The following is a 26,467-nucleotide window of genomic DNA, read 5'->3' as shown; positions in this document are numbered from 1 at the left end:
GGTCCAGGTCATACGCAGGTCTGAGCCCAGTCAGGTCGAACCTAGCCAAATCTAGCGGCCCTGTGCAACGAAACCACTCGATCACCTGCCGAAATCCCGATTCGAGGGGCTTGTCCAGAGTCAGTCGATCGTCCAGTTCGGCGACTGACCACGCCCGGACGCATCGGGCGCCGCCGGATCGGCCGGGAACGACTCGTCCGACCCCGCGCGAGGACCGGCTCCCCCGGGTCCCGTTGCGGCGGCGCCGTCCTCACGGCCCTCCTTGCGGGCGATGTCCCGGTGGTGTCGGATGACCTCCTCGACGAGGAACCCGAGGAACTTCTCGGCGAAGTCGGGGTCGAGACGCGCTCCGGCGGCCAGCGAGCGCAGCCGCTCGATCTGCACCGCCTCGCGCGCCGGGTCGGCCGGCGGCAACCCGTGACGCGCCTTGAGGCGCCCGACCCGCTGGGTGTGGCTGAACCGTTCGGCGAGCAGGTGGATCAGCGCGGCGTCGATGTTGTCGATGCTGCGCCGGATCTCCAGGAGCTCGGCCGGCAGTGCGGTGGCGGCTTCGTCGGCGGACTTGCCGACGGGCGGCTCGGGGGACGTCGAGGCGCCGGAGGAGGTCATGGCGTGGTCGTCGGGCGTCACGCGCCCAGCATGGCACGCACGTCGGCGGCGACCCGGCGGGCCCGCTCGCGCAGCTCCCCCGCTCCGGGACCGGCGGAGAGCACGTCCCGGCTGCTCGAGGCGAGGACGTTGCCCAGGGCGGGGCCGAAGACCGTGCGCAGGTCGGCCGCCGTGGCCCCCTGGGCGCCGACTCCCGGCGCGAGCAGCGGCGCGTTCGCCGCGGCGAGGTCGAGGCCGAGATCCGAGACCGCCGAGCCGATCGTCGCCCCGACGACCATCCCAACGCTGCCCAGACGTCCCTGCGCGGCCGCCTCGGCGTTGTCGGCCGTGACCCCCGCGACGACGGAGCCGGCCACCGACTCGTCGCCGGCGCCGCCACGCGCGTGCTGAACGCTCGCGCCCTCGGGGTTGGAGGTGAGGGCGAGGACGAACACCCCGCGCCCCTCCTGAGCGGCGAGGTCGAGTGCGGGGCGCAGCGAGCCGTAGCCGAGGTAGGGGCTCACGGTGATCGCGTCGGCGCGCAACGGCGAGTCGGGGCCGAGGTAGGCCTGGGCGTATCCGCCCATCGTCGACCCGATGTCACCTCGCTTGACGTCGAGGATCGTCAGGGTGCCGGCCTCGCGCAGGTCGCTCAGCGTCCGCTCGAGCACCGCGACGCCCGCCGACCCGAAGCGCTCGAAGAACGCCGACTGCGGTTTGACGCAGGCGACCGTTCCGGCGAACGCGTCGACGCAGGTCGCGGCGAACCTCGCCAGACCGTCGATGTCGTCGTTCAGGCCCCACGAGGACAGGAGGGCGGCGTGCGGATCGATCCCCGCACACAGCGGGCCGTGAGTGTCCATCGCCGCGCGCAGGCGCGAACCGAAGGGGGTAAGGGGGGTCATGAAGGCTCCTCTCGTGGGCCGCTGTCCGATCGCCGTCGTCAGCCGTGGGCGGCGCCGACGACCTCGCGCACCGAGGCGAGACCGCGACGGTGGAGGGCGAGGGCGAGCTCGTCGCGCACGCGAGCCGGGGCCTGCGGGTCGTGGAAGGTCACGGTTCCCACCTGCACGGCGCTCGCGCCGGCGGCGAGGAACTCCAGAGCGTCCTCCCCCGTCGCGATGCCACCGACGCCGATGATCGGCGCGACCGGTAGGGCTCCTGCGAGCATCGCGGCCCGCAGTTGCCACACCGCGCGTACCGCCACCGGGCGAATCGCCGGGCCGGAGAGTCCTCCGGTGATGCCGCCGAGGTGCGGGCGCATGCGGGTGGTGTCGATGCGGATGCCGAGCAGCGTGTTGATCGCGGTGAGGCCGGTGGCGCCCGCGTCGAGCGCGGCACCGGCGATGCCCACGATGTCGGTGACGTCGGCCGTGAGCTTGGCGAACGTCGGCCAGTGCGCGGGCAGTTCCGCGGCGACGGCCGACACGACCTGCGCCGAGGAGGCCGGGTCGCAGCTGAACACGAGGCCCCGGTTGGCGACGTTGGGGCAGGAGATGTTGATCTCCACACCCGCGACGGCGGCCGCCGCGTCGCAGTCGCGCAGCACCGCGGCGACGTGGGCGAACTCCTCCGCGTCGTTGCCGGCGATCGAGACGAGCACGCGAACACCGCGCTCGGCGAGCCACGGCAGGTCCTGGGCGCAGAACGCCTCGATGCCGGGGCCCTGCAGCCCGATCGAGTTGAGCATGCCGCTCGCGGTCTCGGCCATCCGCGGGGTGCCGCGGCCGGAGCGCGGGTTCGCCATGACGGTCTTCGTGACGAACGCCCCGAGCGTCGAGACGTCGAAGAACCGGTCGAGCTCGCGCCCGTTCGCCGCGCATCCCGACGCGGTCATCACGGGGTTCGCCAACGGGGCACCGAGGCCAGGCACGAGGTCGACGCTCAGGTCGACGGCACCACGGGCCGCGGCGAGGTCCTGATCCCGCGAGCGGCCGGGCTCCTCCCCGCGGCCGGGTGTGCCCTGACGAACGGGACGCGGCGTCGCGGTGCTGCCGGCCGCTCGGGCCGGAGCCGCCGCGGCCTCGTTCTCGGTCTTCTTCTCACCCTTGAGCCACTCGAACATCAGCGCTGGTCCTCCGTGCTCGTCGCGGTCTGCGTCGCGCCCGCGCTCCGGGGCGCATCCGGCGCCCGATCACCGTCGTCGGCGGCCGGTTCGTCGACGGCCGTCTCTGCGGGGGTGCCGGCGGCGTGGGGATCGGGCACGACCGACTCCGGCGGGCCGTCGGGCAGCCCCGTCGGCACCGACACCAGATCGTCGTGGTCCTCGGCCCGGCGGTCGAGCTCCACTCCCCCGTCGACCGGGGTCGAGGGCACGGCCGGCGTGGGAGCGCCGAGCGCGTCGTCGGGCACCACGCAACGGCCTCCTCCGATCGCATCCCACCGCAGTCGGTCGCCGCGGAACACCGGCCCCTCGACGCACGAGCGCACCATGCGGGTGACGCCGTCGTTGCCGACGACCGGCAGGACACACGTCATGCACACGCCGACACCGCAGGCCATGGCCTCCTCGACGGCGAGCTGACTCACGGCACCGGCCTCGGCGGCCACCCGGGCGACCGACTCGAGCATCGCCATCGGTCCGCACGCGTACACCACGGAGGCCTGCGAGCGCGAGATCACCTCGGGCAGTACGTCGCTCACCCAACCCTTGGTGCCGGCGGAGCCGTCGTCGGTCGTGATCGTCACCGCGTCGGCGTACCGGTCGGCCTTGTAGGCGCCGAACAGTTTGTCCTCGGTCGCCGCCCCGAGCACGAGCTCGACGTGGCAGCCGCGGTCGCGCAAGGCCATGGCCAGCGTGAACAACGCCGCGCTGCCGTACCCACCGCCGACGAGGACGCACGCCACCCGCTCGCGCGGGATGGGGAACGGCCGACCCAGAGGGCCGACGAGGTCGACGACGTCACCGATCTCGCGAGTCGTCAGCCACTGCGTGCCCGGTGCATGAGGGGCGATGACGAGGTCGAGGATGTCCTCCTCGCCCTCCTCGCTCGCGGGACTCGCGGCGTGGATCGAGAAGCTGCGGCGCAGGAGCAGCGACGACGTCTCGCCCCCGACGGTGAGCGCGACGAACTGCCCCGGCCGGGCGAGGGCGGGAACGCCGGGAGCGGCGAACGTCATGTACTGGTAGGCGCCCTCACGGCGGGTCGCGACGACCCGCGCCTCCACCTGGCGGACCCCGCTCTCCCCGCGTTCGCGGGCGGCGTCGCTGCTCGTGCTCGTGCTCGTGCTCGTGCTCGTGCTCGTGCTCGTGCCAGGGTCGGTCATGACGTCTCCTCCTGCGTGGCCGCGGCGTGTCGCAGCCGTTGCGCGTGTTCCTGCAGCGATGCCACCGACACGGCGCCGGCGAGCAACGCCTCGATGCCGTGCACGGCCGCCCCGAGCTGCTGGACCGTCGTGATGATCGGCCGGTCCATGCTCGTCGTCGCGGTGCGGATCGTGTAGCCGTCGCGTCGCGCGTCGCCCGTCCCGGGGGTGTTGACGACCATGTCGACGTCGCCGGCGAGGATCTGGGCGACGATCGTGGGCTCGCCGTCGGGACCGGGCCCTTCGGCGTGCTTGCGCACGATCGTCGAGGAGATTCCGTTGCGGTGCAACACCTCTGCCGTGCCGCGCGTCGCGAGGATCTCGAAGCCGAGCTCGGCCAGTCGCTTGACCGGGAACACCATCGCGCGCTTGTCGCGGTTGGCCATCGAGACGAAGATCCGCCCGCTCGTGGGCAGACCCCACAACGAGCCGAGCTGCGTCTTGGCGAACGCGGCCCCGTAGTCGTGGTCGATGCCCATGACCTCGCCGGTGGAGCGCATCTCGGGGCCCAGCACCGAGTCGACCACGCTGCCGTCGGCGGTGCGGAACCGCTTGAACGGCAGGATCGCCTCCTTGACCGAGACCGGTGCCTCCAGCGGCAGTCGGCCCCCGTCGCCCTCGGCGGGCAGGAGCCCTTCGGCCCGCAGCTCGGCGATGGTCGCGCCGAGCATGATCCGGGCCGCGGCCTTGGCGATGGGCACCCCGGTCGCCTTGGCGACGAACGGCACGGTGCGGGAGGCACGCGGGTTGGCCTCGAGCACGTAGAGCACGTCGCCGGTGAGCGCGAACTGGACGTTCATCAGGCCGTGGACGCCGATGCCCTCGGCGAGACGCCGTGACGATTCCCGCACCCGCTCGAGTTCGCCGGGGCCCAGGGTGACCGGCGGCAGCACGCAGGCGGAGTCGCCGGAGTGGATGCCGGCCTCCTCGATGTGCTCCATGATGCCGCCGAGGTACATGTCGTGGCCGTCGTAGAGCACGTCGACGTCGATCTCGACGGCGTCGTCGAGGAACCGGTCGATGAGCACCGGGTGGCGGGTGTCACCGTGCGCGAGGGCGGTCGCGTTCTCGATGTACCGCCGCAGCGTCGCGTCGTCGTAGACGATCTCCATGCCCCGCCCGCCGAGCACGTAACTCGGGCGCACGAGCACCGGGTAGCCGATGCCGCGGGCGATCTCGACGGCCTCCTCCGGCGCGTAGGCGATGCCGTGGCGCGGTGCGGGGAGCTCGGCCTCGACGAGGATGCGCCCGAAGGCACCCCGGTCCTCGGCACGATCGATGGCCTCCGGGCTCGTGCCGACGATCGGCACCCCGGCGTCCTTGAGGGCCGCGGCGAGACCGAGCGGGGTCTGCCCGCCGAGCTGCACGATGACGCCGGCGACCGGGCCGGCCTGTTGCTCGACGTGGACGACCTCGAGCACGTCCTCGAGCGTGAGGGGCTCGAAGTAGAGCCGCGAGCTCGTGTCGTAGTCGGTCGAGACCGTCTCGGGGTTGCAGTTGACCATCACGGTGTCGAACCCGGCGCCGCGCAACGCGAAACTCGCGTGCACGCACGAGTAGTCGAACTCCACGCCCTGCCCGATGCGGTTCGGGCCGCTGCCGAGGATGATCACCGCCGGTCGCTCGCGCGGCGCGACCTCGTTCTCCTCGTCGTAGGAGGAGTAGTGGTACGGGGTGCGGGCGGCGAACTCCGCGGCACACGTGTCGACGGTCTTGTAGACCGGGCGGATGCCGAGGGCGTGCCGCACGCCGCGGACGACCGTCTCGTGCATGCCGGCGATCTCGGCGATCTGACGGTCGGAGAACCCGTGGCGTTTGGCGAGGGTGAGCACCTCGGGGCTGAGGGTGCGAGTGCTGCCGACGACCTGGGCCACGTGCTCGGCGACCTCGTCGAGCAAGTGGATCTGGTCGAGGAACCACGGGTCGATGCCGGTCGCGTCGTGCACCTCCTCGACGCTGCAGCCGCCCCAGAGCGCCTGCTGCACGAGCAGGAGGCGCCCGTCGGTCGGGGTGACGGCCTGCTCGAGCAGCGCCCGCGCCTGTTCGCGGCCGGGCCGCTCGCCGCGGCGCCAGTGGAACGAGCCGCCCTTCTGCTCGGTCGAGCGCAGGGCCTTCTGCAACGCCTCGGTGAAGTTGCGGCCGATGGCCATCGCCTCGCCGACCGACTTCATCGTCGTCGTCAACGTCGGGTCCGCCGCGGGGAACTTCTCGAACGCGAACCGCGGCACCTTGACGACGACGTAGTCGAGGGCCGGCTCGAACGAGGCCGGGGTGAACTCGGTGATGTCGTTGCGCACCTCGTCCAGGGTGTAGCCGATCGCCATCTTCGCGGCGATCTTGGCGATCGGGTAGCCGGTGGCCTTGGACGCGAGCGCCGAGCTGCGGGAGACCCGGGGGTTCATCTCGATGACGATGACCCGTCCGTTCGTGGGGTCGATCGCGAACTGGATGTTGCAGCCCCCGGTGTCGACGCCCACCTCTCGGATGACGGCGATCGCGATGTCGCGCAGTCTCTGGTACTCGCGGTCGGTGAGGGTGAGGGCGGGCGCGACCGTGATCGAGTCGCCGGTGTGCACGCCCATCGGATCGAGGTTCTCGATCGAGCACACGATGACGACGTTGTCGGCGTGGTCACGCATGACCTCGAGCTCGTACTCCTTCCACCCGAGGATCGATTCCTCGAGCAGCACGGAGTTGGTCGGCGAGTCGTGCAGCCCGGCGCCGGCGTAGCGTTCGAGGTCCTCGGGGGTGTGCGCGAACCCGGAGCCGAGGCCGCCCATCGTGAAGCTCGGCCGCACGACCATGGGGTAGCCGAGCTGCTCGGCCGCCGCCCACACCTCATCCATCGTGTGACAGATGCGGCTGCGGGCCGATTCGGCGCCGCAGCGTTCGACGACGCCCTTGAACGCCTCGCGGTCCTCGCCGAGCTGGATCGCCTCGACGTTGGCGCCGATGAGCGGACAGCCGTACTTCTCGAGCACGCCGTTGTCGTGGAGGGCGATCGCGGCGTTGAGCGCGGTCTGCCCGCCGAGGGTCGCGAGGACGGCGTCGGGACGTTCCTTGGCGATGATCTGCTCGAGGATTCCCGGCTCGATGGGTTCGACGTAGGTCGCGTCGGCGATCTCGGGGTCGGTCATGATCGTCGCCGGGTTGCTGTTGACGAGGATGACCCGCAGGCCCTCGCTGCGCAGCACACGGCAGGCCTGGGTGCCGGAGTAGTCGAACTCGGCGGCCTGGCCGATGACGATGGGCCCGGAGCCGATGACGAGGACGGACTCGATGTCGGTGCGCTTGGGCATCAGGTGTCCTCGCTGGTCGCGTCGCCGGCGTCCGCCATGAGGTCGACGAACCGGTCGAACAGGTACTCGCTGTCGTGGGGGCCGGCGGCGGCCTCGGGGTGGTACTGCACCGAGAACGCCGGGCGGTCGAGCAGACGCAGCCCCTCGACGACGTTGTCGTTGAGGCAGATGTGGCTCACTTCGGCGCGCCCGAACTCCGTGTCGATCGGCGTGAGCTCCTCGTTGGGCCATGCCACGGCGAACCCGTGGTTCTGCGCGGTGATCTCGACCCGGCCGGTGGCCCGGTCGAGCACCGGCTGGTTGATGCCGCGGTGCCCGTACTTGAGCTTGTAGGTGCCGAGCCCGAGAGCCCGGCCGAGGATCTGGTTGCCGAAGCAGATGCCGAAGAACGGGATTCGCGCGTCGAGCACCTCTCGCAGCAGCGCGGCCTCGGTCTCTGCGGTCGCGGGGTCGCCGGGACCGTTGGAGAAGAACACGCCGTCGACGCCGAGCGAGCGGATCTCGTCGAACGGCGTCGTCTGGGGCAGCACGTGCACCTCGACGCCGCGGTGGGCGAGCAGGCGGGGGGTGTTGGCCTTGATGCCGAGGTCGATCGCGGCCACGGTGAACCGCTTCTCCCCCTCGGCGGGCACGACGTAGGCCTCGGGCGTGCTCACCTCGGCGGCGAGGGCCGAGCCGGTCATCGCCGGGGTCTTGCGGACGTGCGCGACCAGGCCGTCGATGTCGTCGGAGAGCTCGCGGCCCGAGAAGATCCCGACCCGCATCGCGCCGGCCTCGCGCAGGTGGCGGGTGAGGGCGCGGGTGTCGATGCCGCTGATGCCGACGACGCCCTGTTCACGCAGGTCGTCCTCGAGCGTGCGCCGGCTGCGCCAGTTCGAGGGCCGCAGCGCAGGGTCGCGCACGACGTACCCGCTCACCCAGATGCGGGCGGACTCGGTGTCCTCGTCGTTGACCCCGGTGTTGCCGATGTGCGGCGCGGTCATGACGACGACCTGACGGTGGAAGCTCGGGTCGGTGAGCGTCTCCTGGTAACCGCTCATGCCCGTGGAGAAGACGGCCTCGCCGACGGTCTCGCCCAGGGCCCCGTACGCGTCGCCGCGGAACGTCCGGCCGTCCTCGAGCACGAGGACGGCCGGGGTGCGGGAGAGGAGGGTCACGGGACTCGCGCCCCGACCGGCTCGAGGTCGGCGACGGCCCCGTCGACGTAGGTCGGAACTCCGCGCAGGATCGTCGTGACGACCCGGCCCGTGAGCTCTCGGCCGTGCCAGGGGTTGTTCCGCGAGAGCGATTCGCTCTCGTCGCGGTCGACGACGACCGTGGCCGTCGGGTCGACGAGCGCGATGTTCGCCGGCTCCCCCGCCGCGATCGGACGTCCGTGGCCCTCGAGACCCGCGAGCCGGGCCGGGCGCACCGACATCGCCTGGGCCACGTCGGCCCAGGTCATGCGGCCGGTGGCGACGAGGTGGGTCGAGACGACCGACAGCGCGGTCTCCAGGCCGAGCATGCCGAACGTCGCGATCTCGAAGTCGTGCTGCTTGTCGGCCAGACCGTGCGGGGCGTGGTCGGTGCCGACGACGTCGATCGTGCCGTCGGCGAGACCGGCGCGAAGGGCCTCGACGTCGGCCTCCGAACGCAGCGGCGGGTTGACCTTGTACACGCTGTCGTAGCCCTCGAGCTCGGCGACCGTGAGTGCGAGGTGGTGCGGGGTCACCTCGGCGGTGACGTCGACGCCGATGCTCTTGCCCCAGCGGATGAGCTCGACCGAGCCGGCCGTCGAGACGTGGCAGACGTGCAGGCGCGAACCGGCCGTCTTCGCGAGCATGATGTCGCGGGCGACGATCGACTCCTCGGCCACCGCGGGCCACGCCGGCAGGCCCAGTCGCCCGGAGTACGGGCCCTCGTCGCAGCAGGACATGTGCGGGGCGAGGCGCGGGTCCTGCGCGTGCTGGGCGACGACCCCGCCGAAGTCGATGACGTACTCCAGCGCCCGCCGCATGATGAGCGGGTCGTGGACGCACTTGCCGTCGTCGCTGAACATGCGCACGTGCGCGCGGCTGCGGTGCATGAGTCCGAGTTCGGCGAGTTCCTCGCCGCGCAGGCCCTTGGTCACCGCGCCGATGGGGAAGACGTCGACGTGCGGCGCCTGCTGCCCCTTGTCGTAGACCCACTCGGCCGCGATCGCCGTGTCGGTGACCGGGGTCGTGTTGGCCATCGCCATGACCGCGGTGTAGCCGCCCGCCGCCGCGGCGCGGGCGCCGGAGGCGATGGTCTCGGTGTCCTCGCGGCCCGGCTCACGCAGGTGCGTGTGCGGGTCGACGAACCCGGGCAGCGCCACGAGGGACGAGGCGTCGATCGTGCGAGCGCCCTCGGGGGCGTTCAGGCCCTGGCCGACCTGCGAGATCACGCCGTTCTCGACGAGGATGTCCTGCCGCCCCTCGCCGAGGATGCCGGCCCCGGTGATGAGCAGCGCGTCGGTCGTCTCGTGGCTCATTTCGTCTCCTCGCGCTCGCTCGTGGTGGTGGGGGCTGTGGTGGCGGCCGGAGCGGCCGGGGCGCGCGTCTCGTCGGACCCGCCGCTGAAGAGGTGGAACAGCACCGCCATGCGCGTGCTCACCCCGGCGTTGACCTGGTCGAGGATGAGACTGCGGGCGTGGTCGGCCGCCTCCGGGGCGATCTCGAGGCCGCGGTTCATCGGGCCGGGGTGACAGATGACCGCGTGCTCGGGAAGGCGCTTCAAACGCTCGCGCGTGAGCCCCCAGCCCTCGGTGTACTCGTTCTCGCTCGGAAAGAACCCACCGCTCATGCGCTCGCGCTGGACCCGCAGCATCATCAGCGAGTCGACGGTCGGGACGACGTCGTCGAGATGGGTCGTGATCTCGACGCCCTCGTCGACGTTCGGCCAGTCGCGGATGCCCTGCGGCAGCAGCGTCGGCGGCGCGACGAGCGTCATCTTGGCACCCAGGGTGCGCAGGCACGTGAGGTTGCTGCGCACGACCCGGGAGTGGAAGAGGTCACCGACGATCGCGACGTGCCTGCCCTCGAGGTCACCGAGCGCCTTGCGCATCGAGTAGGCGTCGAGCAGGGCCTGGGTGGGGTGGCCGTGCATGCCGTCGCCGGCGTTGACGACGGGCAGGCCCGTCCAGTCCATCGCCCGCTGCGGGGCGCCGGAGCCCTTGTGGCGGATGACGAACCCGTCGACGCCCATCGCGGCGATCGTCAGCACGGTGTCGCGCAACGACTCGCCCTTGGAGGTCGACGATCCTTTGCCCGAGAACGCCATCGTGTCGGCCGAGAGTCGCTTGGCCGCGAGGTCGAAGCTCATCTTGGTGCGCGTGGAGTCCTCGAAGAACGCGTTGACGATCGTCACGCCGCGCAGCGCCGGGATCTTCTTGACCTCGCGCTGCCCGACGGCCTCCATCTCGACCGCGGTGTCGAGCAGCGTGGTGATCTGGTCGCGGGAGAGCCCGTCGACGGTGAGGAAGTGGTCGAGCTTCATCAGCGGTCGCCTCCGGAGATCGTCACCTGGTCGCGGCCGTCGTATTCCTCGAGGTGCACATCGACCCGCTCACGGCTCGAGGTCGGGAGGTTCTTGCCCACGTGATCGGCACGGATGGGCAGGTCGCGGTGTCCGCGGTCGACGAGCACGGCGAGGCGCACCGCGCGCGGGCGACCGATGTCGCCGAGTGCGTCGAGAGCGGCGCGGATCGTGCGGCCGGAGTAGAGCACGTCGTCGGCGAGCACGACGACCTTGTCGTCGATGCCCTCGGCCGGGATCGTCGTGGGCTCCATGCGCCGGGTGGGATTGCGACGCAGGTCGTCGCGGTAGAGCGTGACGTCGAGGGTGCCGACGGGGATGTCGCGGCCCTCGACCTCGCTCATGAGCGCGGCCAGGCGCCGGGCCAGCGGGACTCCGCGGGTCGGGATGCCGAGGACGACGAGGTCGTCGCCGCCCTTGTTGCCCTCGAGCACCTCGTGGGCCATGCGTCGCAACGCACGAGCGATCTCGTCGGCGCCGAGCACGACGCGGGTGCTCGTCTCGGGCCGGTCGGAGGATGCGGAGGCGGGGGCGCCGGTGGAAAGCGACTCTGCCCCCTTCTCGTTCGTCGATGGGGTGTGTGCTGAGTCGGGTCGCGTCACCGCGCCTGACCTCCTTCCCCGCCTCACAGGACGGTGGTTAAAGGACGTCGAACGCGAGGCAGCCTACCGGCTCTCCGGTCGGGCCCGCGCACGGGGCCGGCGTGCCCGCGACAAGTGGCGGATCTCGCACGCACGCCTAGGGTTGCGTGCAACGAGCCGGCATCACGTCGGCCCTTTCCCACCCCGTAGGAGGATCCATGGGCCAGCGAGTCGTCATCGTCGGAGCGGGCTTCGGCGGCCAGCACGCGTACCACGAGCTCGCCAAGGCCGGATACGACGTCACGCTCGTCGACCGGCACCCCTACACGACGTTCCAGCCGTTGCTGTACCAGGTCGCGACCGGCGGCCTCAACCCCGGAGACATCGCCTTCCCACTGCGCCGCTTCGTCTCCCGCTCGAAGGGCAGGACGAAGTTCCGCCGCGCCACCGTCACCGGGATCGACGCCGAGAACAAGCGCGTCCTCACCAACCGCGGCGCTCCCATCGAGTACGACACCCTCGTGCTCGCCCAGGGCGCCGGACCGAACTTCTTCAACATCCCCGGCGCCCACGAGAACGCGCGCACGATCTACTCCCGAGCCGAGGCCCTGCAGGTTCGCGACCTGCTGTTCTCCGGTCTCGAGCAGATGACCACGGAGCCCAACCACGGCCAGCACTTCACGGTGCTCGTCGTCGGCGGCGGCGCCACGGGCGTCGAGATGGCGGGCACGCTGGCGGAGATGAAGTCCGAGGCGATCCCCGTCGTCTACCCCGAGCTCAGCCAGGACAGCCTGCGCGTCATCCTCGCCGAGATGGCCGACACGCTGCTGGCCCCCTTCGAGCCCAGGCTGCAGCGCTACACGCTGCACGAACTCCGCAAGCGCGGCGTCGACGTGCGCCTCGGCACGGCGGTCAAGGAGGTGCGACCCGACTCCGTCGACCTCTCCGACGGCTCGACCCTCGGCGTCGATCTCGTCATCTGGGCCTCCGGCGTCGGCGCCCACCCCGAAGTCTCCGAATGGGGCGTGCCGCAGGGCAAGGGCGGCCGCATCGAGGTGGAGCCCGACCTGCGGGTCAAGGGCCACCGCGACATGTGGGCGATCGGCGACTGCGCCGTCGAGCCCGACAGTCCGCTGCCGCAGCTCGCGCAGCCGGCGATGCAGATGGGCACGCACGTCGGCAAGCAGATCATCGCCGCCGACCGCGGCGAGGAGACCACGCCGTTCGCGTACGACGACAAGGGCACGATGGCGACGATCGGCCGCAACGCCGCCGTCGTCCAGTTCCCCAACGGACGCACGGTCACCGGATTCGCCGCCTGGGCGCTGTGGGTGGGCGTGCACCTCGCCACCCTGCTCGGCGGCCGCAACCGCCTCCAGGCCATGGTCAACACCGCGTTCCGCTACTTCGCGTGGCCCCAGTCGGCGACCAACATCGTCGGCGACGCCGTGGCCGAGGACGATTCCGCCGTCGACCCCGACAGCGGCCGCCCCCGCCAGCCCCACCAGGCGGAATGACGACCCTCGAACAGGCCCTTCCACCCGACCCGGGGACATGACCACGCTCGAACAGGCCCTTCCACCCGGCTTCACGACGCTCAAACAGGCACTTCCAACCGGCTTCACGGGCTGAAGACGCTCAAACAGGCGCTTCCACCCGGCGCCGTGCGGTGAAAACGCCTGTTCGAGCGGCCGAAGCGGGTGAAAGCACCTGTATCGGCGGCATCCCGTCTCCGCCCTCCCCGCTCAGACAGGCGCTTCCACCCGACCCGGGGGAATCACCACGCTCAGACAGGCGCTTCCAACCGGCCTCGTGCGGTGAAAATGCCTGTTCGAGCGGGCGGGGCGGGTGAAAACGCCTGTGTCAGCGGCATCCCGTCCCCTCCCCCTCGCTCAAACAGGCGGTTCCACCCGAACCCGGGGGAATCACCACGCTCAGACAGGCGCTTCCAACCGGCCTCGTGCGGTGGAAACGCCTGTTCGAGCGAGCGGGGCGGGTGAAAACGCCTGTGTCAGCGGCATCCCGCCTCCTCCCCCTCGCTCAAACAGGCCCTTCAACCCGACCTCGTGCGGCGAAAGCGCCTGTCTGAGCGGCCGAGGCGCGTGAAAACGCCTGTGTCAGCGGCATCCCGTCTCCTCCCCCTCGCTCAGACAGGCACTTCCACCCGGCCTCCTGCGGTGAAACCGCCTGTTCGAGCGACCGAGGCGGGTGAAAACGCCTGTGTCAGCGGCATCCCGTCTCCTCCCCCTCGCTCAAACAGGCCCTTCCACCCGGCCTCCTGCGGTGAAAACGCCTGTTCGAGCGGGCGGGGCGGGTGGAAACGCCTGTTCGAGCGCTCGTCTGGCGCCGGGTCGAGACGGACCCCACGATGGAGACATGGGTATCGACGTGCGTGAACCCGCCGTCGCGGGTCTGTTCTATCCGGCCGATCCCGTCGAGCTCGCGGGCACGATCGACGAGATGATCGTCGCCGCCGCCGACCGGGTGCCGATCGACCGCCACGAGGAGGTGCCCGAGCGGCTCAAGGTGTTGCTCGCCCCCCACGCGGGATACGTGTACTCCGGGCCCACGGCCGCAGCCGGGTACCTGCGCGTCGCGGATTCCGCGGTGACCAAGCGCGTCGAGCGGGTCGTCCTGCTCGGCCCGGTGCACCGGGTGCCGATTCGGGGGCTCGCGCATCCGGGCTGTCGAGCGTTCCGTACGCCCCTGGGTGAGGTGCCCGTCGAGCCGGTTCCCGACGACGTCCGTGCCGCCCTGCCGCAGGTGATCGACAGCGTGGCGGCACACGCCCAGGAGCACTCCCTCGAGGTGCACGTGCCGTTCCTCCAGCAGGTGCTCGGCGACTTCACGCTGCTGCCCCTCGCGGTGGGAGCGACGACGCCGCAGCAGGTCGCCGACGTCCTCGACGTGCTCGAGGGCGGCGACGACACCCTCGTCGTCGACAGCACCGATCTCTCGCACTACCTCCCGTACGACGAGGCCCGCCGCGTCGACGCGGAGACGATCGAGCAGATTCTCGACCACGACGACACGATCCCCACCGAACGCGCCTGCGGTGCCCACCCGACCAACGGCATGCTGCTGCAGGCCCGGCGTCGCGGTCGCCGCCCTCGGCTCATCGAGGCCTGCAACTCCGGTGACACGGCCGGAGACAAGAGCCGGGTCGTCGGGTACACCTCGGTGACGTTCGAGGAGCCCGGATGAGCGGACGAGCAACGGCACACCTCCCTGCCGGGTTCCCGCCCGATGCGGGGCGCATCCTCGTCGACCTCGCGCGCACCGAACTCGGCGCCTACCTCGGGGTGGATTCCGGCGGACCGGCCAGTACGCAGGGCGGGCCCCGAGCAGACCTCGACGCGGTGTGGCTGCGCGACGACGGCGCGTCGTTCGTCACGCTGACCGCACAGGGGCGACTGCGCGGTTGTATCGGTACATTGGAGGCCTACCGATCGCTCGCCGAGGATGTGCGCGGGAACGCCGTCTCGGCCGCCGTGCGCGATCCGCGATTCCCTGCGATGACCGGGGACGAGCTCACGAGCACGAGCATCGAGGTGTCGGTGCTCTCGACCCCGCGACCGCTCGAGGTCGCCACCCTCGACGAAGCGCTGTGCGCGCTGCGGCCACACGTCGACGGGGTCGTGCTCACCGCCGGACGCCACCGCGGCACGTTCCTTCCGCAGGTGTGGGAGCAGGTGCCCGACCCCCGCGACTTCCTCGACCACCTCGTGGTCAAGGCCCGCCTGCCGCGCGGATACTGGGGGGACGACGTGCACCTGTCGACGTACACCGTCACCGCGTGGCACGAGCTCACCCCGGGAGGCGACGTAGACCTCGTCGACTCCCCCGATCGGCAGCACTGACCACCTCGACGACCTCGCGGCGTCGAGCACCTGACAGCTGATCACCCGGATAACGGGAGGAATCCCATGACGAACCTCTCCCCCGACCTCATCGGCGCCGCGGCCGGACTCCCCACCCCGACCGGGCAGCCGGCGCACTACTGGCACACGACCGGTGACGGCCGGGTGCAGTGCGACCTGTGCCCTCGCGAGTGCCGCCTCCGGGAGGGCCAGCGCGGGTTCTGCTTCGTGCGGGCACGAGCGGGCGACGAGTTGGTGCTCACCACCTACGGCCGCTCGTCGGGATTCTGCATCGACCCCATCGAGAAGAAGCCCCTCTCGCACTTTCTCCCCGGCACCAGCGTGCTCTCCTTCGGCACCGCCGGTTGCAACCTCGGATGCAAGTTCTGCCAGAACCACGAGATCAGCACCTCGCGGCAGATGGACTCCCTCGCGGCCGAGGCGAGCCCCGACGCGATCGCCGTGGCCGCGCAGGAGTGGGGGTGTCGCAGCGTCGCGCTCACGTACAACGACCCGGTGATCTTCGCCGAGTACGGCATGGACGTCGCCGACGCGTGCCGGGCCCGGGGTATCGCCTCCGTCGCCGTGACCGCGGGTTACGTCCAGGGCGAGGCGCGCACCGACTTCTTCTCGCACATGGATGCCGCGAACGTCGACCTCAAGGGTTTCAGCGACTCCTTCTACCGGCAGCTCACGGGAGCGCGCCTGCAACCGGTGCTCGACACCCTCACCCACCTCGTGCACGAGACCGACGTGTGGGTGGAGCTGACGACTCTGCTCATCCCGGGCAGCAACGACTCCGACGAGGAGCTCACCGCGATGTGCGAGTGGGTGGTTCGTGAGCTGGGCCCGGATGTGCCGCATCACTTCTCGGCCTTCCACCCCGACCACCGGATGCCCGACGTGCCTGCGACGCCCCTGTCGACCCTGACCCGCGCCCGCGACATCGCCCACGCAGCCGGAGAGCGCTACGTCTACACGGGCAACGTCGTCAACCGCGACGGCGAGGCCACCCGCTGCCCCGGCTGCGGCGCCACCGTCGTCGAGCGCGACCGCTATCGGCTGCTCGATCACCGCATCGTCGTCGACGCGGACGGAGTCGGGCACTGCCCCGAATCCGCCACGGTCATCGCCGGGCGTTTCGAGCCCGAGCCCGGCGACTTCGGCCCCCGACGTATCCCGATCGCGATCCGGCCGGTCTGAGGCTGGTGCCCTACGGCTGCGGAGGCACCGCTGAGTCCGACCGTCAGGACGCGTCGTCGTCCGGCAGTCCGTCGAGCACGGCGCGGGTGCCGGACAGCCCGAGGCGGGTCGCGCCGGCGTCGATCATCGCGAGCGCGGCCTCGGCGGTACGGATGCCGCCGGAGGCCTTGACTCCGAGCCGGTCGCCGACCGTGCGGCGCATGAGGGCGACGGCGTGGACGCTCGCACCGCCCGCGGGGTGGAACCCGGTGGAGGTCTTGACGAAGTCGGCGCCCGCTCGCTCGGCCGCCTCACAGCAGGCGACGATCTCCGCGTCGGTGAGCGCGGCCGATTCGATGATGACCTTGAGCAGCACCGGGCGCTCCCCCGCCGGCGGGCACACGTCGCGGACCGCGCGGATCTCCCGCTCGACCTCCGCGAACCGGCCCTCTCGCACGAGCCCGAGGTCGACGACCATGTCGATCTCGTCGGCGTCGTCGCTCACGGCTCGCGCCGCCTCGGCGGCCTTGATCTCGGGAGCGTGGGCGCCGGTGGGAAACCCGCACACGGCGGCGACGCGCACGCCCGCGGGCGCCTCGACCGGCAGCCTCGACGGCGAGACACAGACGGCGAAGGCGCCGAGCTCACCCGCCTCCGCGGCCACGTCGGCGACCTGCCGGTGGGTGGCCTCGGGCGTGAGGAGCGTGTGATCGACGAGGCGGGCGACCTCGCGGCGGCTGGGCACGACGGAACTCCTCGGCGTCGACGGCGCGGCCGCGATCGGCGACCGCCATCCGACCCTACCGACGCCGGCGATCGCCGCGGCGTCCACCGCGTCACCGGGACGCCGGAGGGGCGACGTGACCGACGTCACCGTGAAAGCCATGCCGCACTCTGCATAACCATCGACAGTGCACAGCGGGTCCTGGGTTCGGACCGCATGATCACTCGCCCTACCCGCGCTGACCTCGTCGAACGCCCCACGAGCCGGCTGCGCGAGGTCTAGCGTCCCGGGTGAACACGCGGGTGGACGGGACGCTCTTCCCCCGCGTGGCACACGCCGGGTGGCGCGCGAGAACACGCGAGAACGACACTCCACGCCCGCTCCACGCCCTCGCCCGGTGACGGTCGAGAGAAGGGTGCCTCACATGAGCAAGGCGTACGTCGGATCGGAGGTCGGGCAGCTCCGACGGGTCATCCTCCATCGCCCGGGGATCGAGCTCGCGCGGCTCACGCCGTCCAACAAGGACGCGCTGCTCTTCGACGAGCTGCCGTGGGTGCCGCGCGCCCAGGAGGAGCACGACGAGTTCGCCGACCTCCTCCGCGGCCTCGGCGTCGAGGTGCTCTACCTCGAGCGGCTCCTCACCGAGACGATGGACGTGCCGGGCGCTCGTGAGTACCTGCTCACGAGCCTGCTCGACTCCCAGGTGTTCGGCCCGGCGGCGATCGACCCCCTGATGTCGATCCTCGACGGCATGTCGAGCGCGGAGCTCTCCGGAGTGCTCATCGGTGGCCTGAGCAAGGAGGAGGCGCTCCGGCGCGTCGACACGGACCCGCAGTCGATGGTGCTCAAGACGCACGCCGGCAGCGACTACCTGCTCGCGCCACTGCCGAACCACCTCTTCACGCGCGACACCTCGTGCTGGGTGTACGGCGGGGTCTCGGTCAACTCGATGCGCATGGTGGCCCGCATGCGGGAGTCGATGAACTACGAGGCGATCTACCGCTACCACCCGGAGCTGTCGAAGACCGATACGCCGTTCGAGTACTGGGGCGGCGGTCTCGGCACCGGTCTGGCGACGATGGAGGGCGGTGACGTGCACGTCATCGGCCACGGCGCCGTACTCGTCGGCATGAGCGAACGCACCACCCCGCAGGCCGTCGAGCGTCTCGCCCAGCAGTTGTTCAAGCGCGGAGCCGCCCGCCGGGTCGTCGGGCTGCAGATGCCCAAGTACCGGGCGGTCATGCACCTCGACACCGTGATGTCGATGGTCGACGATCACTCCTTCACCAAGTACGCCGGCCTCGGCATGCTGCGCAGCTACACCCTCGAGCCCGACGACGCCGAGCACGGCTTCCGCGTCACCGAGCACGCCCCCGAGGACATGCACCGCGTCATCGCGGACGCGCTCGAGGTCGACGAGATCCGCACGCTGACCGCACCGCAGCCGCTGGGCAACGCCGAGCGCGAGCAGTGGGACGACGGCTGCAACGTCCTCGCGGTGCGTCCGGGGGTGGTCATCGCCTACGAGCGCAACACGGTCACGAACGCCTACCTGGAGGAGAACGGCGTCGAGGTGCACACGATCTCCGGTGGCGAGCTCGGCCGCGGCCGCGGCGGACCCCGGTGCATGAGCTGCCCCATCGAGCGGGACGACATCTGAGCCCTCGGGCTACGACCCGTCCGGCGTCGATCGGGGCGGCCGGTGTGTGACTCGCATCGGCGCCGGGCGCGTCGACCGGGATCAGGCGGTGCCGGTCGCGATCAATCGGTCGCCGGGCCGGCGAGGGCGGCGAGACGGTCGACCATGGCGCGGGCGGCCTGCTCGTCGGACATGACGAGCAGGACCGTGTCGTCGCCGGCGATCGTGCCGAGGATGTCCAGGCCCGGAGTCGTGTCGAGTGCGGAGGCGAGGTATTGGGCCGCGCCGGGCGGGGTGCGCAGCACGACCTGGTTGGCGGCCGGCACGGCCGAGACGAGCAGGTCGCCGCACACCTTGCGGATCCGCTCCCGGACGAACGCGGAGTCGGGCGCGGGGCGCGGCGTCGGGTCCCCGCCGAGCCCCGGTAGCGCGTAGACGAGGGCCCGCCCGTGCCGCACCTTGGTCGCGCCGAGCTCGCCGAGGTCGCGCGACAGCGTGGCCTGGGTGATCTCCACGCCCTCGGCGGCGAGCAGGTCGAGCAGCTGCCCCTGCGAGCGCACCGCCGAGCGAGCGAGGATCTCGGCGATGAGCCCGTGTCGTGCCCCGCGGCTCTTCGGCATCATGTGGGCCCCCTTCGTCGTCCCTCCCATTGTGCCGGTGACCTGCGAGCGGGCCGTCGACGTGTCGGCCGGCTCGAGCCGGAGACGCCGGCAGGCACTCGCCGCGGCCGCTGCGGATGCCCGCCGCGGACCCGGTCGCGCGGCCGGGCGGCGTCACTAGGCTGGGCGTCGAGGCGCCCGTCGACACCGGCGCGTACGCGAGCGAAGGGAACTGCGAATCCATGAGTACCCCGATCGACCCGACCGAGACCGCCGCCTGGGCCAGGCTCTCCGAGCTCGAGGCGTGGATGGATCCCGACCTGCGGCGTTGGTTCGCCGAGGACCCGCAACGCGCCGAACGCATGTCGTTCCAGGCCGGTGACCTGTTCGTCGACCTCTCCAAGAACCTCGTCACGCACGATGTCATCGAGGCGCTCGTCGCCCTCGCCGAGGAGGTCGGGCTCACCGAGCGCCGGGACGCGATGTTCGCCGGGGAGCGCATCAACGTCACCGAGAACCGCTCGGTGCTGCACACCGCATTGCGCCGGCCCAAGGGCGCGACCCCCGAGCTCGTCGTCGACGGGCAGCACGTCGACTCCGACGTCCACGAGGTGCTCGACAAGGTCTACGCGTTCGCCGACAAGGTGCGCTCGGGTGAGTGGACGGGCATCACCGGCAAGCGCATCGAGACCGTCGTCAACATCGGCATCGGCGGCTCCGACCTCGGGCCGGTGATGGTCTACGAGGCACTGCAGCCGTACGTCATGGAGGGCCTGACGTGCCGGTTCATCAGCAACATCGACCCCACCGACGTCGCGGAGACCACCAAGGACCTCGACCCCGAGACGACCCTGGTCATCGTCGCGAGCAAGACCTTCACCACGCTGGAGACTCTGACCAACGCCCGCATGGCCAAGGCGTGGCTGCTCGACACCCTCGAGGCCTCCGGCGCGATCTCGGGCGCGGACGACCATGCGTCCGCCGTGGCCAAGCACTTCGTCGCGGTCTCCACCGCGCTCGACAAGGTCGCCGAGTTCGGCATCGACCCCGACAACGCGTTCGGGTTCTGGGACTGGGTCGGTGGCCGTTACTCCGTCGACTCCGCCATCGGCACGGTGCTCGCGGTCGCGATCGGCCCGGAGCGCTTCACCGAGATGCTCTCGGGATTCCACGCGATCGACGAGCACTTTCGCACCACCGAACTCGCCCGCAACGTGCCCGCGCTCATGGGTCTGCTCAACGTGTGGAACGTCGACTTCCTCGAGGCCGAGACCCACGCCGTGCTGCCGTACGCGCAGTACCTGCACCGGTTCCCGGCCTACCTCCAGCAGCTCACGATGGAGTCCAACGGCAAGTCGGTGCGCTGGGACGGATCTCCCGTCACGTGCCTCACCGGCGAGGTGTTCTGGGGCGAGCCGGGCACCAACGGGCAGCACGCGTTCTACCAGCTCATCCACCAGGGCACCCGGATCATTCCCGCCGACTTCATCGCGATGGCCAACCCCGCCCACCCGTTGAAGGACGGCGACGCCGACGTCCACGAGTTGTTCCTCGCCAACTTCTTCGCGCAGACCGCCGCGCTCGCGTTCGGCAAGACCGCCGACGAGGTGCGCGCCGAGGGCACCGACGAATCGGTGGTCCCCGCGCGGGTGTTCGAGGGCAACAAGCCGACGACGTCGATCATGGCCCCGGCGCTCACGCCCTCGGTGCTCGGTCAGCTCATCGCGCTGTACGAGCACATCACCTTCGTGCAGGGTGTCGTCTGGGGCATCGACTCCTTCGACCAGTGGGGCGTCGAGCTCGGCAAGCAGCTCGCCAAGGAGGTCACCCCCGCCGTCGCCGGTGACGAGGAGGCCCTCGCCCAGCAGGACCCCTCCACCCAGGGCCTCATCCGCTACTACCGCGACCACCGCGAGAGCTGACGGGCCTTCCACGACAGCGCAGCGCCGGCGTGCGACCGAGGTCGCGCGCCGGCGCCGTGTCGCGGACGGCCAGGTGTCTCAGGCGTGCCCGTCGGCCTTGCCGCTGCCCGGCTGCACGGTCCACTCCGGCGGGACGTCCTTGCCCGACTCCTCGTCGCGCTCGGCGTCCTCGGCCGTGGCCTGCACGATGCCCTGCGCGTGGTGCGACGGCGCGTAGACCGCGTACACCTGCATCGGCTCCGAGCCGGTGTTGATGACGTCGTGCCACTTGCCGGCCGGCACCTGGATGGACCAGCCGTCGGAGACCTCCTGCTCGAAGCTCAGGTCGTCCTCGCTGTCGCCCATGACGCACTTGCCGGTGCCGGCGTCGAGGCGCAGGAACTGGTCGGTCTCGGGGTGCACCTCGAGACCGATGGAGGAGCCGACGGGGATCGACATGAGCGTGACCTGCAGGTACTTGCCCGTCCACGCCGTCGTGCGGTAGTTCTCGTTCTCCTTCGTGGCGGTCTCGATGTCGAAGGCGTTGGGCTGCGGGCCGTTGTCGGTGATCTTCATGGGATCGCTTCCTCTCCTCGTGGTGGGCTGTGCGCGAGCCGAACGGTTGGGGTCGTCGCGACCCCGAAGCGTTCGCCGCGCGGCCTGTACCGCCATCCTGCCGCACCCCGCGAAGCGCGCCTCACGCAGGCGGACGAATTGGACGGCGCACATCGGTGGCCGGTGACGCCTCGGGGCGGCAGACTCGGGCCATGAGCCGTCTGCGTGCCGCCCTCGCCCTGCCCGCCGCCGCTGTCGCCGGCCTGGCCGTCCACGACGTCTTCCAGAAGAAGCACTCGCTGCTTCGCGCGTTCCCGGTCATCGGGCACGGCCGCTACTTCGTCGAGGAGATCGGTCCGGAACTGCGCCAGTACATCGTCGCCGGCAACGACGAGGAACGCCCGTTCAGTCGCGACGAGCGCCGATACATCTACAGCGCGGCCAAGGGCGTCAACACCTACTTCGGGTTCGGCACCGACAACGACCTCGACCACACCGAGGGCTACCTCATCATCAAGCACCGCACGTTCACCGGGAACGAGCCGTCGACGGCCACCGCGCACAGCCATCGCAGCGATGCGCAGGTGCCGTGCGCCAAGGTCATGGGCGCGGCCCGCGGCAGGCGCAAGGCGTTCCGGCCGAACTCGATCGTCAACATCTCGGCGATGAGCTACGGCAGCCTCTCGAACAACGCGATCCACGCGCTCAACGCGGGCGCCGCGGCCGCGGGCTGCCTGCACAACACCGGTGAGGGTGGCCTGTCGATGCACCACCGTCAGGGCGGCGACCTCGTCTTCCAGATCGGCACGAGCTATTTCGGCTGCCGCGACGAGAACGGCGATTTCGACCTCGACAAGCTCGTCCGCGTCGTCGAGGGCGCTCCGGTGCGGGCCATCGAGATCAAGCTGAGCCAGGGAGCCAAGCCTGGCCTCGGCGGGGTGTTGCCCGCGGCCAAGGTGACCGAGGAGATCTCCGAGATCCGCGGCATCCCCATGGGCAAGGACTGCATCAGCCCCTCCCGCCACACCGCGTTCCACGACATCGACACGATGCTCGACTTCGTCGAGCGGGTCGCCGACGCCACCGGGCTGCCGGTCGGCATCAAGTCGGCCGTCGGTGACGAGTCGTTCTGGTACTCCCTCGCCGACGCCATGAAGGACGGCTCCCGCGGCGTCGACTTCATCACCATCGACGGGGGTGAGGGCGGTACCGGGGCCGCACCACTCGTGTTCAGCGACAGCGTCTCTCTGCCGCTGCGCGTCGGGTTCCCGCGCGTCTACCGGGCGTTCGCGCAGGCGGGTGTGAGTGACCGCATCGTCTTCATCGCCTCCGGCCGCCTCGGGCTGCCCGACAACGCGATGTTCGCGTTCGCCCTCGGCGCCGACATGATCAACGTCGCCCGCGAGGCCATGCTCGCCGTCGGGTGCCTGCAGACGCAGAAGTGCCACACCGGCCACTGCCCGACCGGAGTCGCCACTCAGAACCCCTGGCTCGTGCGCAGCCTCGACCCGGAGGGCAAGGCCGAGCGCGTCACCGGCTACATCACGACCCTGCGCCGCGATCTCGTCAAGGTCGCCGAGGCCGCGGGCCTGCCTCACCCCGCCCTCATCAGCGGGGAGGACGTCGAGATGCTCAGGTCCGCCGGCAGCACCGCGACCCTGGGCGATCTCTACGGTTATGAGCCTTGGTGGGGGCAGCCGTCCGAAGCCGACCGGCGCGCGATCGTAGCGATCATGGACCAGTTGCAGCAGGACTCCCCCGACGACCGCAGTACCACCCAGACCGAGAGCGGCGAGATCCCGGCCGGAGCCACCGAGGACGAGGGTCAGGAGAGCGGGGAGTCGATTCCCGCGGGCGACAAGGGCGGCGTGAGCTGATCGCGGGCAGTGCCGGGACGCGCACGGCTGCGATGAGCGACGGACACCCGCTCGAATCCGCATAAGCCCGCATTATGGAAGCCATGTTGCGGCGTTAGGGGTCTGTGACGCATCATGGGGATGCCCGCCCGCCGACCGGAGGAGTTCCGTGATGACGCCCTCGTTCCGAGCACCTCTGCTCGTGCGGCGTCGCCACGTCGATCTCATGCGCCTGCGCGCCGATCTGTGTCGGTGAAGGCTTCCCCGGCCGCGATGTCGCCGCGTGTGACACGAGGTCGCTGACGGCGCTCCACGCACCACCCCCGCCGCACCTCGATGCCTCGCTACGGCACTCGGCCTGCGGTGTCCTTTTCCTCCCTTTTCTCCCAGGAGTTCCCCCGCATGATCATCACCGGACTGCTTCTCGGTGCCGTGCTCGGCTTCGTCCTCCAGCGCGGGCGCTTCTGCGTCACCGGCGCGTTCCGGGACGTCTTCGTCACCCGCAACACCAAGTGGCTCACCGCGTTCCTCATCGTCATCGCCGTGCAGAGCATCGGGATCTTCGCGATGACCTCTGCCGGCCTGATCACACCGAAGTCGGCCGATCTGCCCCTGCTCGCGGTGGTCGTCGGCGGGTTCGTCTTCGGCTTCGCGATCGTCATGGCGGGTGGTTGCGCCACCGGCACGTACTACCGCGCCGGCGAGGGCCTCGTCGGCAGCTGGCTCGCGCTGCTCACCTACGCGCTGTTCTCGGCGTTCATGAAGACGGGCGTGCTCGAGCCGTTCAACACGTGGATGCGTGACCAGACCGTGCCCGTGCGCAACGTGTACTCCACCCTCGGCGTGAGCCCGTGGATCCTCGTCGCCGTGCTGTGCGCCGCCGTCGCCGCCGCTGCGTGGCACCACCTGAGCAAGCCCAAGCGTGTCGTCGCCGCCCTGCCGCCGCAGCGGCGTGGAGTCGCGCACGTGCTGCTGGAGAAGTCGTGGCACCCGTTCGCGACCGCGCTCGTCATCGGCGCCATCGCGATCGCCGCCTGGCCGCTCTCGACCGCCACGGGCCGCAACGACGGCCTCGGCATCACCACCCCCAGCTCGAACCTCACGAACTACCTCGTCAGCGGCGACGGCAAGTTCCTCGACTGGGGCGTCATGCTCGTCGTCGGCATCCTCGTGGGCTCGTTCATCGCCGCCAAGGCGAGCGGTGAGTTCCGCGTCCGTGTCCCCTCGGCACAGATCGCCGTGCGCTCGGTCGTCGGCGGCGCGCTCATGGGCGTCGGTGCGGCGCTGGCCGGCGGCTGCACGATCGGCAAGTCCATGCTCACCAATCCACGTCCCATACGGTAGAACCCTGAGATGGCATCCGCAAGAGGGCGCCCTGCTGCACCCATCGAGCTACGTCACGTCTGGCACGAGGGTGCCCCTCCTTTGCACGGAGCGTCCTCCGTCCGCTGCAGACATGCGCAGCCACCCACAGAACCATGAGGGCCGATCGACCGGCTCAGCTCGCCCCCGCTCGATCCCTCGTCTCCCTGCCGCCTCTCAGCCACCACGTGGACCGGACGCCCCCTCACGCCCCTGAGCGTCCGGCACAGACGCTCTCAGCGCGTCCCTCGTGGGCGTGAGCTAGTCCCCTTGCCTCGTGCCCCATCGTCGCTCACGGCTCGCCTGCCCCCTCGTCGTCCACGTGAGGCACGAGCCGCCCCCCTGCGTGCCATAGGGCCCCTCTCGGCCCGATCGTCGCTCAGCGTGGCTCACAGCGCGGCTCGTGGCGTTAGCGGACGGATGACGCTCCGTAGGGACGCTCAGTCCCTCGCGTTGGCGGACGGATGACGCTCCGTGGCGGACGCTCAGCCCCTCGCGTAAGGGACGCTCAGCCCCTCGTCGCACAGCTCGACGTGTGGTCGCACAGCTCACAGCGCACAGCTCACAGCGCACAGCTCAGCCCTGCTCGCACGTTGCATTGCACGTCTCGTCTCGCTCGTTATCTCGTCTCGCTCAACATCTCTCGTCACATCTCGTGAGTGTTAGGCATTGATGTGCGAGTCCACAAAGATTCTGTGATGCATTGCGTTGCGATGTGATGACGAGGTGACATGAGCAAGTGCATTGCAAGCGATGTTCTTTCAGTCAAAAGATGAATGCCCTTTCTCATGCCCAATGACCCCCGCACCCCGGGGGTAGGGCCCCGTTCGCTGCATCTCCCCTATCGGAGGGTGATTGCAGCTCTGGTCGCGCGCACCCTTGGTAAGCCCATGTAATGACATATGCTTCTCTCTAGGGCACCCCAATGGGCACAAAAAAAGCACCCCCCGCTAAGCCATATCGCATGACCTAACAGGGGGTGCCTGTGCTGCTTAATCGGACTTCATACCCTTCTTACGCTGTCGATAAGCCCGCGTCCCATTCCGAAGGTTGTACCGATTCCGCAGGGTTGTGCACTTGCCTTCATGCACATCACGTCTGTGGTGTGCATCGTCAGGCAATGGCTGTTCACACACGATGCACAGACCTTCATGCAACAGTCGCCTCACGGTCTCCTCGTCTGGTCTCTCCCACCTTTTTTGCACCTTGACCGGCGTTGCTTCATTCCGTGGTTCCGTGTCGTCACCACTGATCAGCAACGCGAGAATCGCACGTCCTGCATGCACCGGCTCGCCAGACGTCGGGGTCCACTTCCGATCTAGCCTCACGTGGCATGCTCTGCACAGCGGCACGTAATCATGGGCACTCTCTGAGTACAGCATCCCTTTCTCGTGGTCGCTCACAGCTACTCTCCCAGCAATGCCACCACTGCCAAGGTATGCCCAATCGAGTGCAGGATTATCGCAGAATGCACAACGGTG

Annotated in this window: 20 protein-coding genes; 8 read left to right on the top strand and 12 right to left on the bottom strand. The window is 70.3% G+C overall.

Translation table 11 applies throughout. The features are described from left to right. Positions 1 to 120: 120 nt before the first annotated feature. The 9 genes from BN1197_RS17875 to pyrR are packed head-to-tail and all read right to left on the bottom strand — an operon-like array spanning position 121 to position 11,212. On the bottom strand, positions 121 to 630 hold the full coding sequence (locus BN1197_RS17875; protein ID WP_390622723.1) for a chorismate mutase: 510 nt from the start codon (positions 628 to 630) through the stop codon (positions 121 to 123). After that, positions 627 to 1,493, bottom strand: coding sequence for an orotidine-5'-phosphate decarboxylase (gene pyrF / locus BN1197_RS13325; protein ID WP_040160532.1), 867 nt, complete (start codon positions 1,491 to 1,493; stop codon positions 627 to 629). Before pyrF ends, BN1197_RS17875 begins: the two co-directional genes overlap by 4 nt. A 38-nt stretch (positions 1,494 to 1,531) precedes the next feature. Then, the gene (locus BN1197_RS13320) at positions 1,532 to 2,653 is read right to left on the bottom strand and encodes a dihydroorotate dehydrogenase (RefSeq protein WP_082043898.1); all 1,122 of its coding nucleotides are present in this window, start codon (positions 2,651 to 2,653) and stop codon (positions 1,532 to 1,534) included. Then, positions 2,653 to 3,855: a dihydroorotate dehydrogenase electron transfer subunit gene (locus tag BN1197_RS13315; protein ID WP_082043897.1), complete on the bottom strand. Its 1,203-nt coding sequence runs from the start codon at positions 3,853 to 3,855 to the stop codon at positions 2,653 to 2,655. The genes BN1197_RS13320 and BN1197_RS13315 overlap by 1 nt, the downstream gene beginning before the upstream one ends. After that, entirely contained in the window at positions 3,852 to 7,193 is a 3,342-nt protein-coding gene (gene carB, locus BN1197_RS13310) for a carbamoyl-phosphate synthase large subunit (RefSeq protein WP_040160531.1), read from the bottom strand. Before carB ends, BN1197_RS13315 begins: the two co-directional genes overlap by 4 nt. Continuing rightward, positions 7,193 to 8,350 (bottom strand): glutamine-hydrolyzing carbamoyl-phosphate synthase small subunit, encoded by a 1,158-nt coding sequence (carA, locus tag BN1197_RS13305; RefSeq protein WP_040160529.1) that lies wholly within the window; start codon positions 8,348 to 8,350, stop codon positions 7,193 to 7,195. The genes carB and carA overlap by 1 nt, the downstream gene beginning before the upstream one ends. Beyond that, the gene (locus BN1197_RS13300) at positions 8,347 to 9,684 is read right to left on the bottom strand and encodes a dihydroorotase (protein WP_040160525.1); all 1,338 of its coding nucleotides are present in this window, start codon (positions 9,682 to 9,684) and stop codon (positions 8,347 to 8,349) included. Before BN1197_RS13300 ends, carA begins: the two co-directional genes overlap by 4 nt. After that, positions 9,681 to 10,688: an aspartate carbamoyltransferase catalytic subunit gene (locus tag BN1197_RS13295; protein WP_040160521.1), complete on the bottom strand. Its 1,008-nt coding sequence runs from the start codon at positions 10,686 to 10,688 to the stop codon at positions 9,681 to 9,683. Before BN1197_RS13295 ends, BN1197_RS13300 begins: the two co-directional genes overlap by 4 nt. Further along, positions 10,688 to 11,212 carry a bifunctional pyr operon transcriptional regulator/uracil phosphoribosyltransferase PyrR gene (pyrR, locus tag BN1197_RS13290; RefSeq protein ID WP_040160519.1) on the bottom strand — a complete coding sequence of 175 codons (525 nt, stop codon included), beginning with the start codon at positions 11,210 to 11,212 and terminating at the stop codon, positions 10,688 to 10,690. The genes BN1197_RS13295 and pyrR overlap by 1 nt, the downstream gene beginning before the upstream one ends. 314 nt (positions 11,213 to 11,526) lie before the next feature. Between pyrR and BN1197_RS13285 the strand changes: the two genes are divergently transcribed. The 4 genes from BN1197_RS13285 to amrS all read left to right on the top strand — a co-directional run bounded on the left by BN1197_RS13285 (position 11,527) and on the right by amrS (position 16,371). Continuing rightward, complete coding sequence (locus BN1197_RS13285) at positions 11,527 to 12,825, top strand: NAD(P)/FAD-dependent oxidoreductase (protein ID WP_040160517.1); 1,299 nt, start codon at positions 11,527 to 11,529, stop codon at positions 12,823 to 12,825. Positions 12,826 to 13,684: 859 nt separating this feature from the next. Continuing rightward, positions 13,685 to 14,512 (top strand): AmmeMemoRadiSam system protein B, encoded by an 828-nt coding sequence (gene amrB, locus BN1197_RS13280; protein WP_040161225.1) that lies wholly within the window; start codon positions 13,685 to 13,687, stop codon positions 14,510 to 14,512. Next, positions 14,509 to 15,168, top strand: coding sequence for an AmmeMemoRadiSam system protein A (amrA, locus tag BN1197_RS13275; RefSeq protein ID WP_052466732.1), 660 nt, complete (start codon positions 14,509 to 14,511; stop codon positions 15,166 to 15,168). The genes amrB and amrA overlap by 4 nt, the downstream gene beginning before the upstream one ends. Positions 15,169 to 15,234: 66 nt before the next feature. Next, the gene (amrS, locus tag BN1197_RS13270; RefSeq protein WP_082043895.1) at positions 15,235 to 16,371 is read left to right on the top strand and encodes an AmmeMemoRadiSam system radical SAM enzyme; all 1,137 of its coding nucleotides are present in this window, start codon (positions 15,235 to 15,237) and stop codon (positions 16,369 to 16,371) included. Between the two features lie 43 nt (positions 16,372 to 16,414). Here the strand turns inward: amrS and deoC are convergent, their stop codons facing one another. Next, complete coding sequence (gene deoC / locus BN1197_RS13265) at positions 16,415 to 17,095, bottom strand: deoxyribose-phosphate aldolase (protein ID WP_040161218.1); 681 nt, start codon at positions 17,093 to 17,095, stop codon at positions 16,415 to 16,417. 403 nt (positions 17,096 to 17,498) lie between these two features. Here deoC and BN1197_RS13260 point away from each other — a divergent pair, with 403 nt between their 5' ends. Further along, positions 17,499 to 18,734, top strand: coding sequence for an arginine deiminase (locus BN1197_RS13260; protein WP_040160515.1), 1,236 nt, complete (start codon positions 17,499 to 17,501; stop codon positions 18,732 to 18,734). 101 nt (positions 18,735 to 18,835) lie between these two features. Here the strand turns inward: BN1197_RS13260 and BN1197_RS13255 are convergent, their stop codons facing one another. Beyond that, a complete protein-coding gene (locus BN1197_RS13255) occupies positions 18,836 to 19,336 on the bottom strand; it encodes an arginine repressor (RefSeq protein ID WP_040160513.1) in 501 nt (166 codons plus the stop codon). A 218-nt stretch (positions 19,337 to 19,554) separates the two neighbouring features. On the opposite strand from BN1197_RS13255, the gene pgi reads away from it, so the two are divergent. After that, positions 19,555 to 21,234 carry a glucose-6-phosphate isomerase gene (pgi, locus tag BN1197_RS13250; protein WP_040161215.1) on the top strand — a complete coding sequence of 560 codons (1,680 nt, stop codon included), beginning with the start codon at positions 19,555 to 19,557 and terminating at the stop codon, positions 21,232 to 21,234. Positions 21,235 to 21,312: 78 nt separating this feature from the next. On the opposite strand, the gene BN1197_RS13245 is transcribed toward pgi, so the two are convergent. Continuing rightward, positions 21,313 to 21,789 carry a cupin domain-containing protein gene (locus BN1197_RS13245; protein WP_040160511.1) on the bottom strand — a complete coding sequence of 159 codons (477 nt, stop codon included), beginning with the start codon at positions 21,787 to 21,789 and terminating at the stop codon, positions 21,313 to 21,315. Positions 21,790 to 21,980: 191 nt separating this feature from the next. Between BN1197_RS13245 and BN1197_RS13240 the strand changes: the two genes are divergently transcribed. After that, on the top strand, positions 21,981 to 23,645 hold the full coding sequence (locus BN1197_RS13240) for an FMN-binding glutamate synthase family protein (protein ID WP_040161213.1): 1,665 nt from the start codon (positions 21,981 to 21,983) through the stop codon (positions 23,643 to 23,645). A 381-nt stretch (positions 23,646 to 24,026) separates the two neighbouring features. Next, positions 24,027 to 24,968, top strand: coding sequence for a YeeE/YedE family protein (locus tag BN1197_RS13235; protein ID WP_082043894.1), 942 nt, complete (start codon positions 24,027 to 24,029; stop codon positions 24,966 to 24,968). Positions 24,969 to 26,467: the final 1,499 nt, after the last annotated feature.

The sequence above is a fragment of the Mobilicoccus massiliensis genome, from assembly GCF_000826525.2.
GTDB classification, from domain to species: Bacteria; Actinomycetota; Actinomycetes; order Actinomycetales; family Dermatophilaceae; genus Mobilicoccus; species Mobilicoccus massiliensis.
Note: the sequence above shows the minus strand (reverse complement) of the source record. Positions and strands in the feature narration are given on the sequence as shown.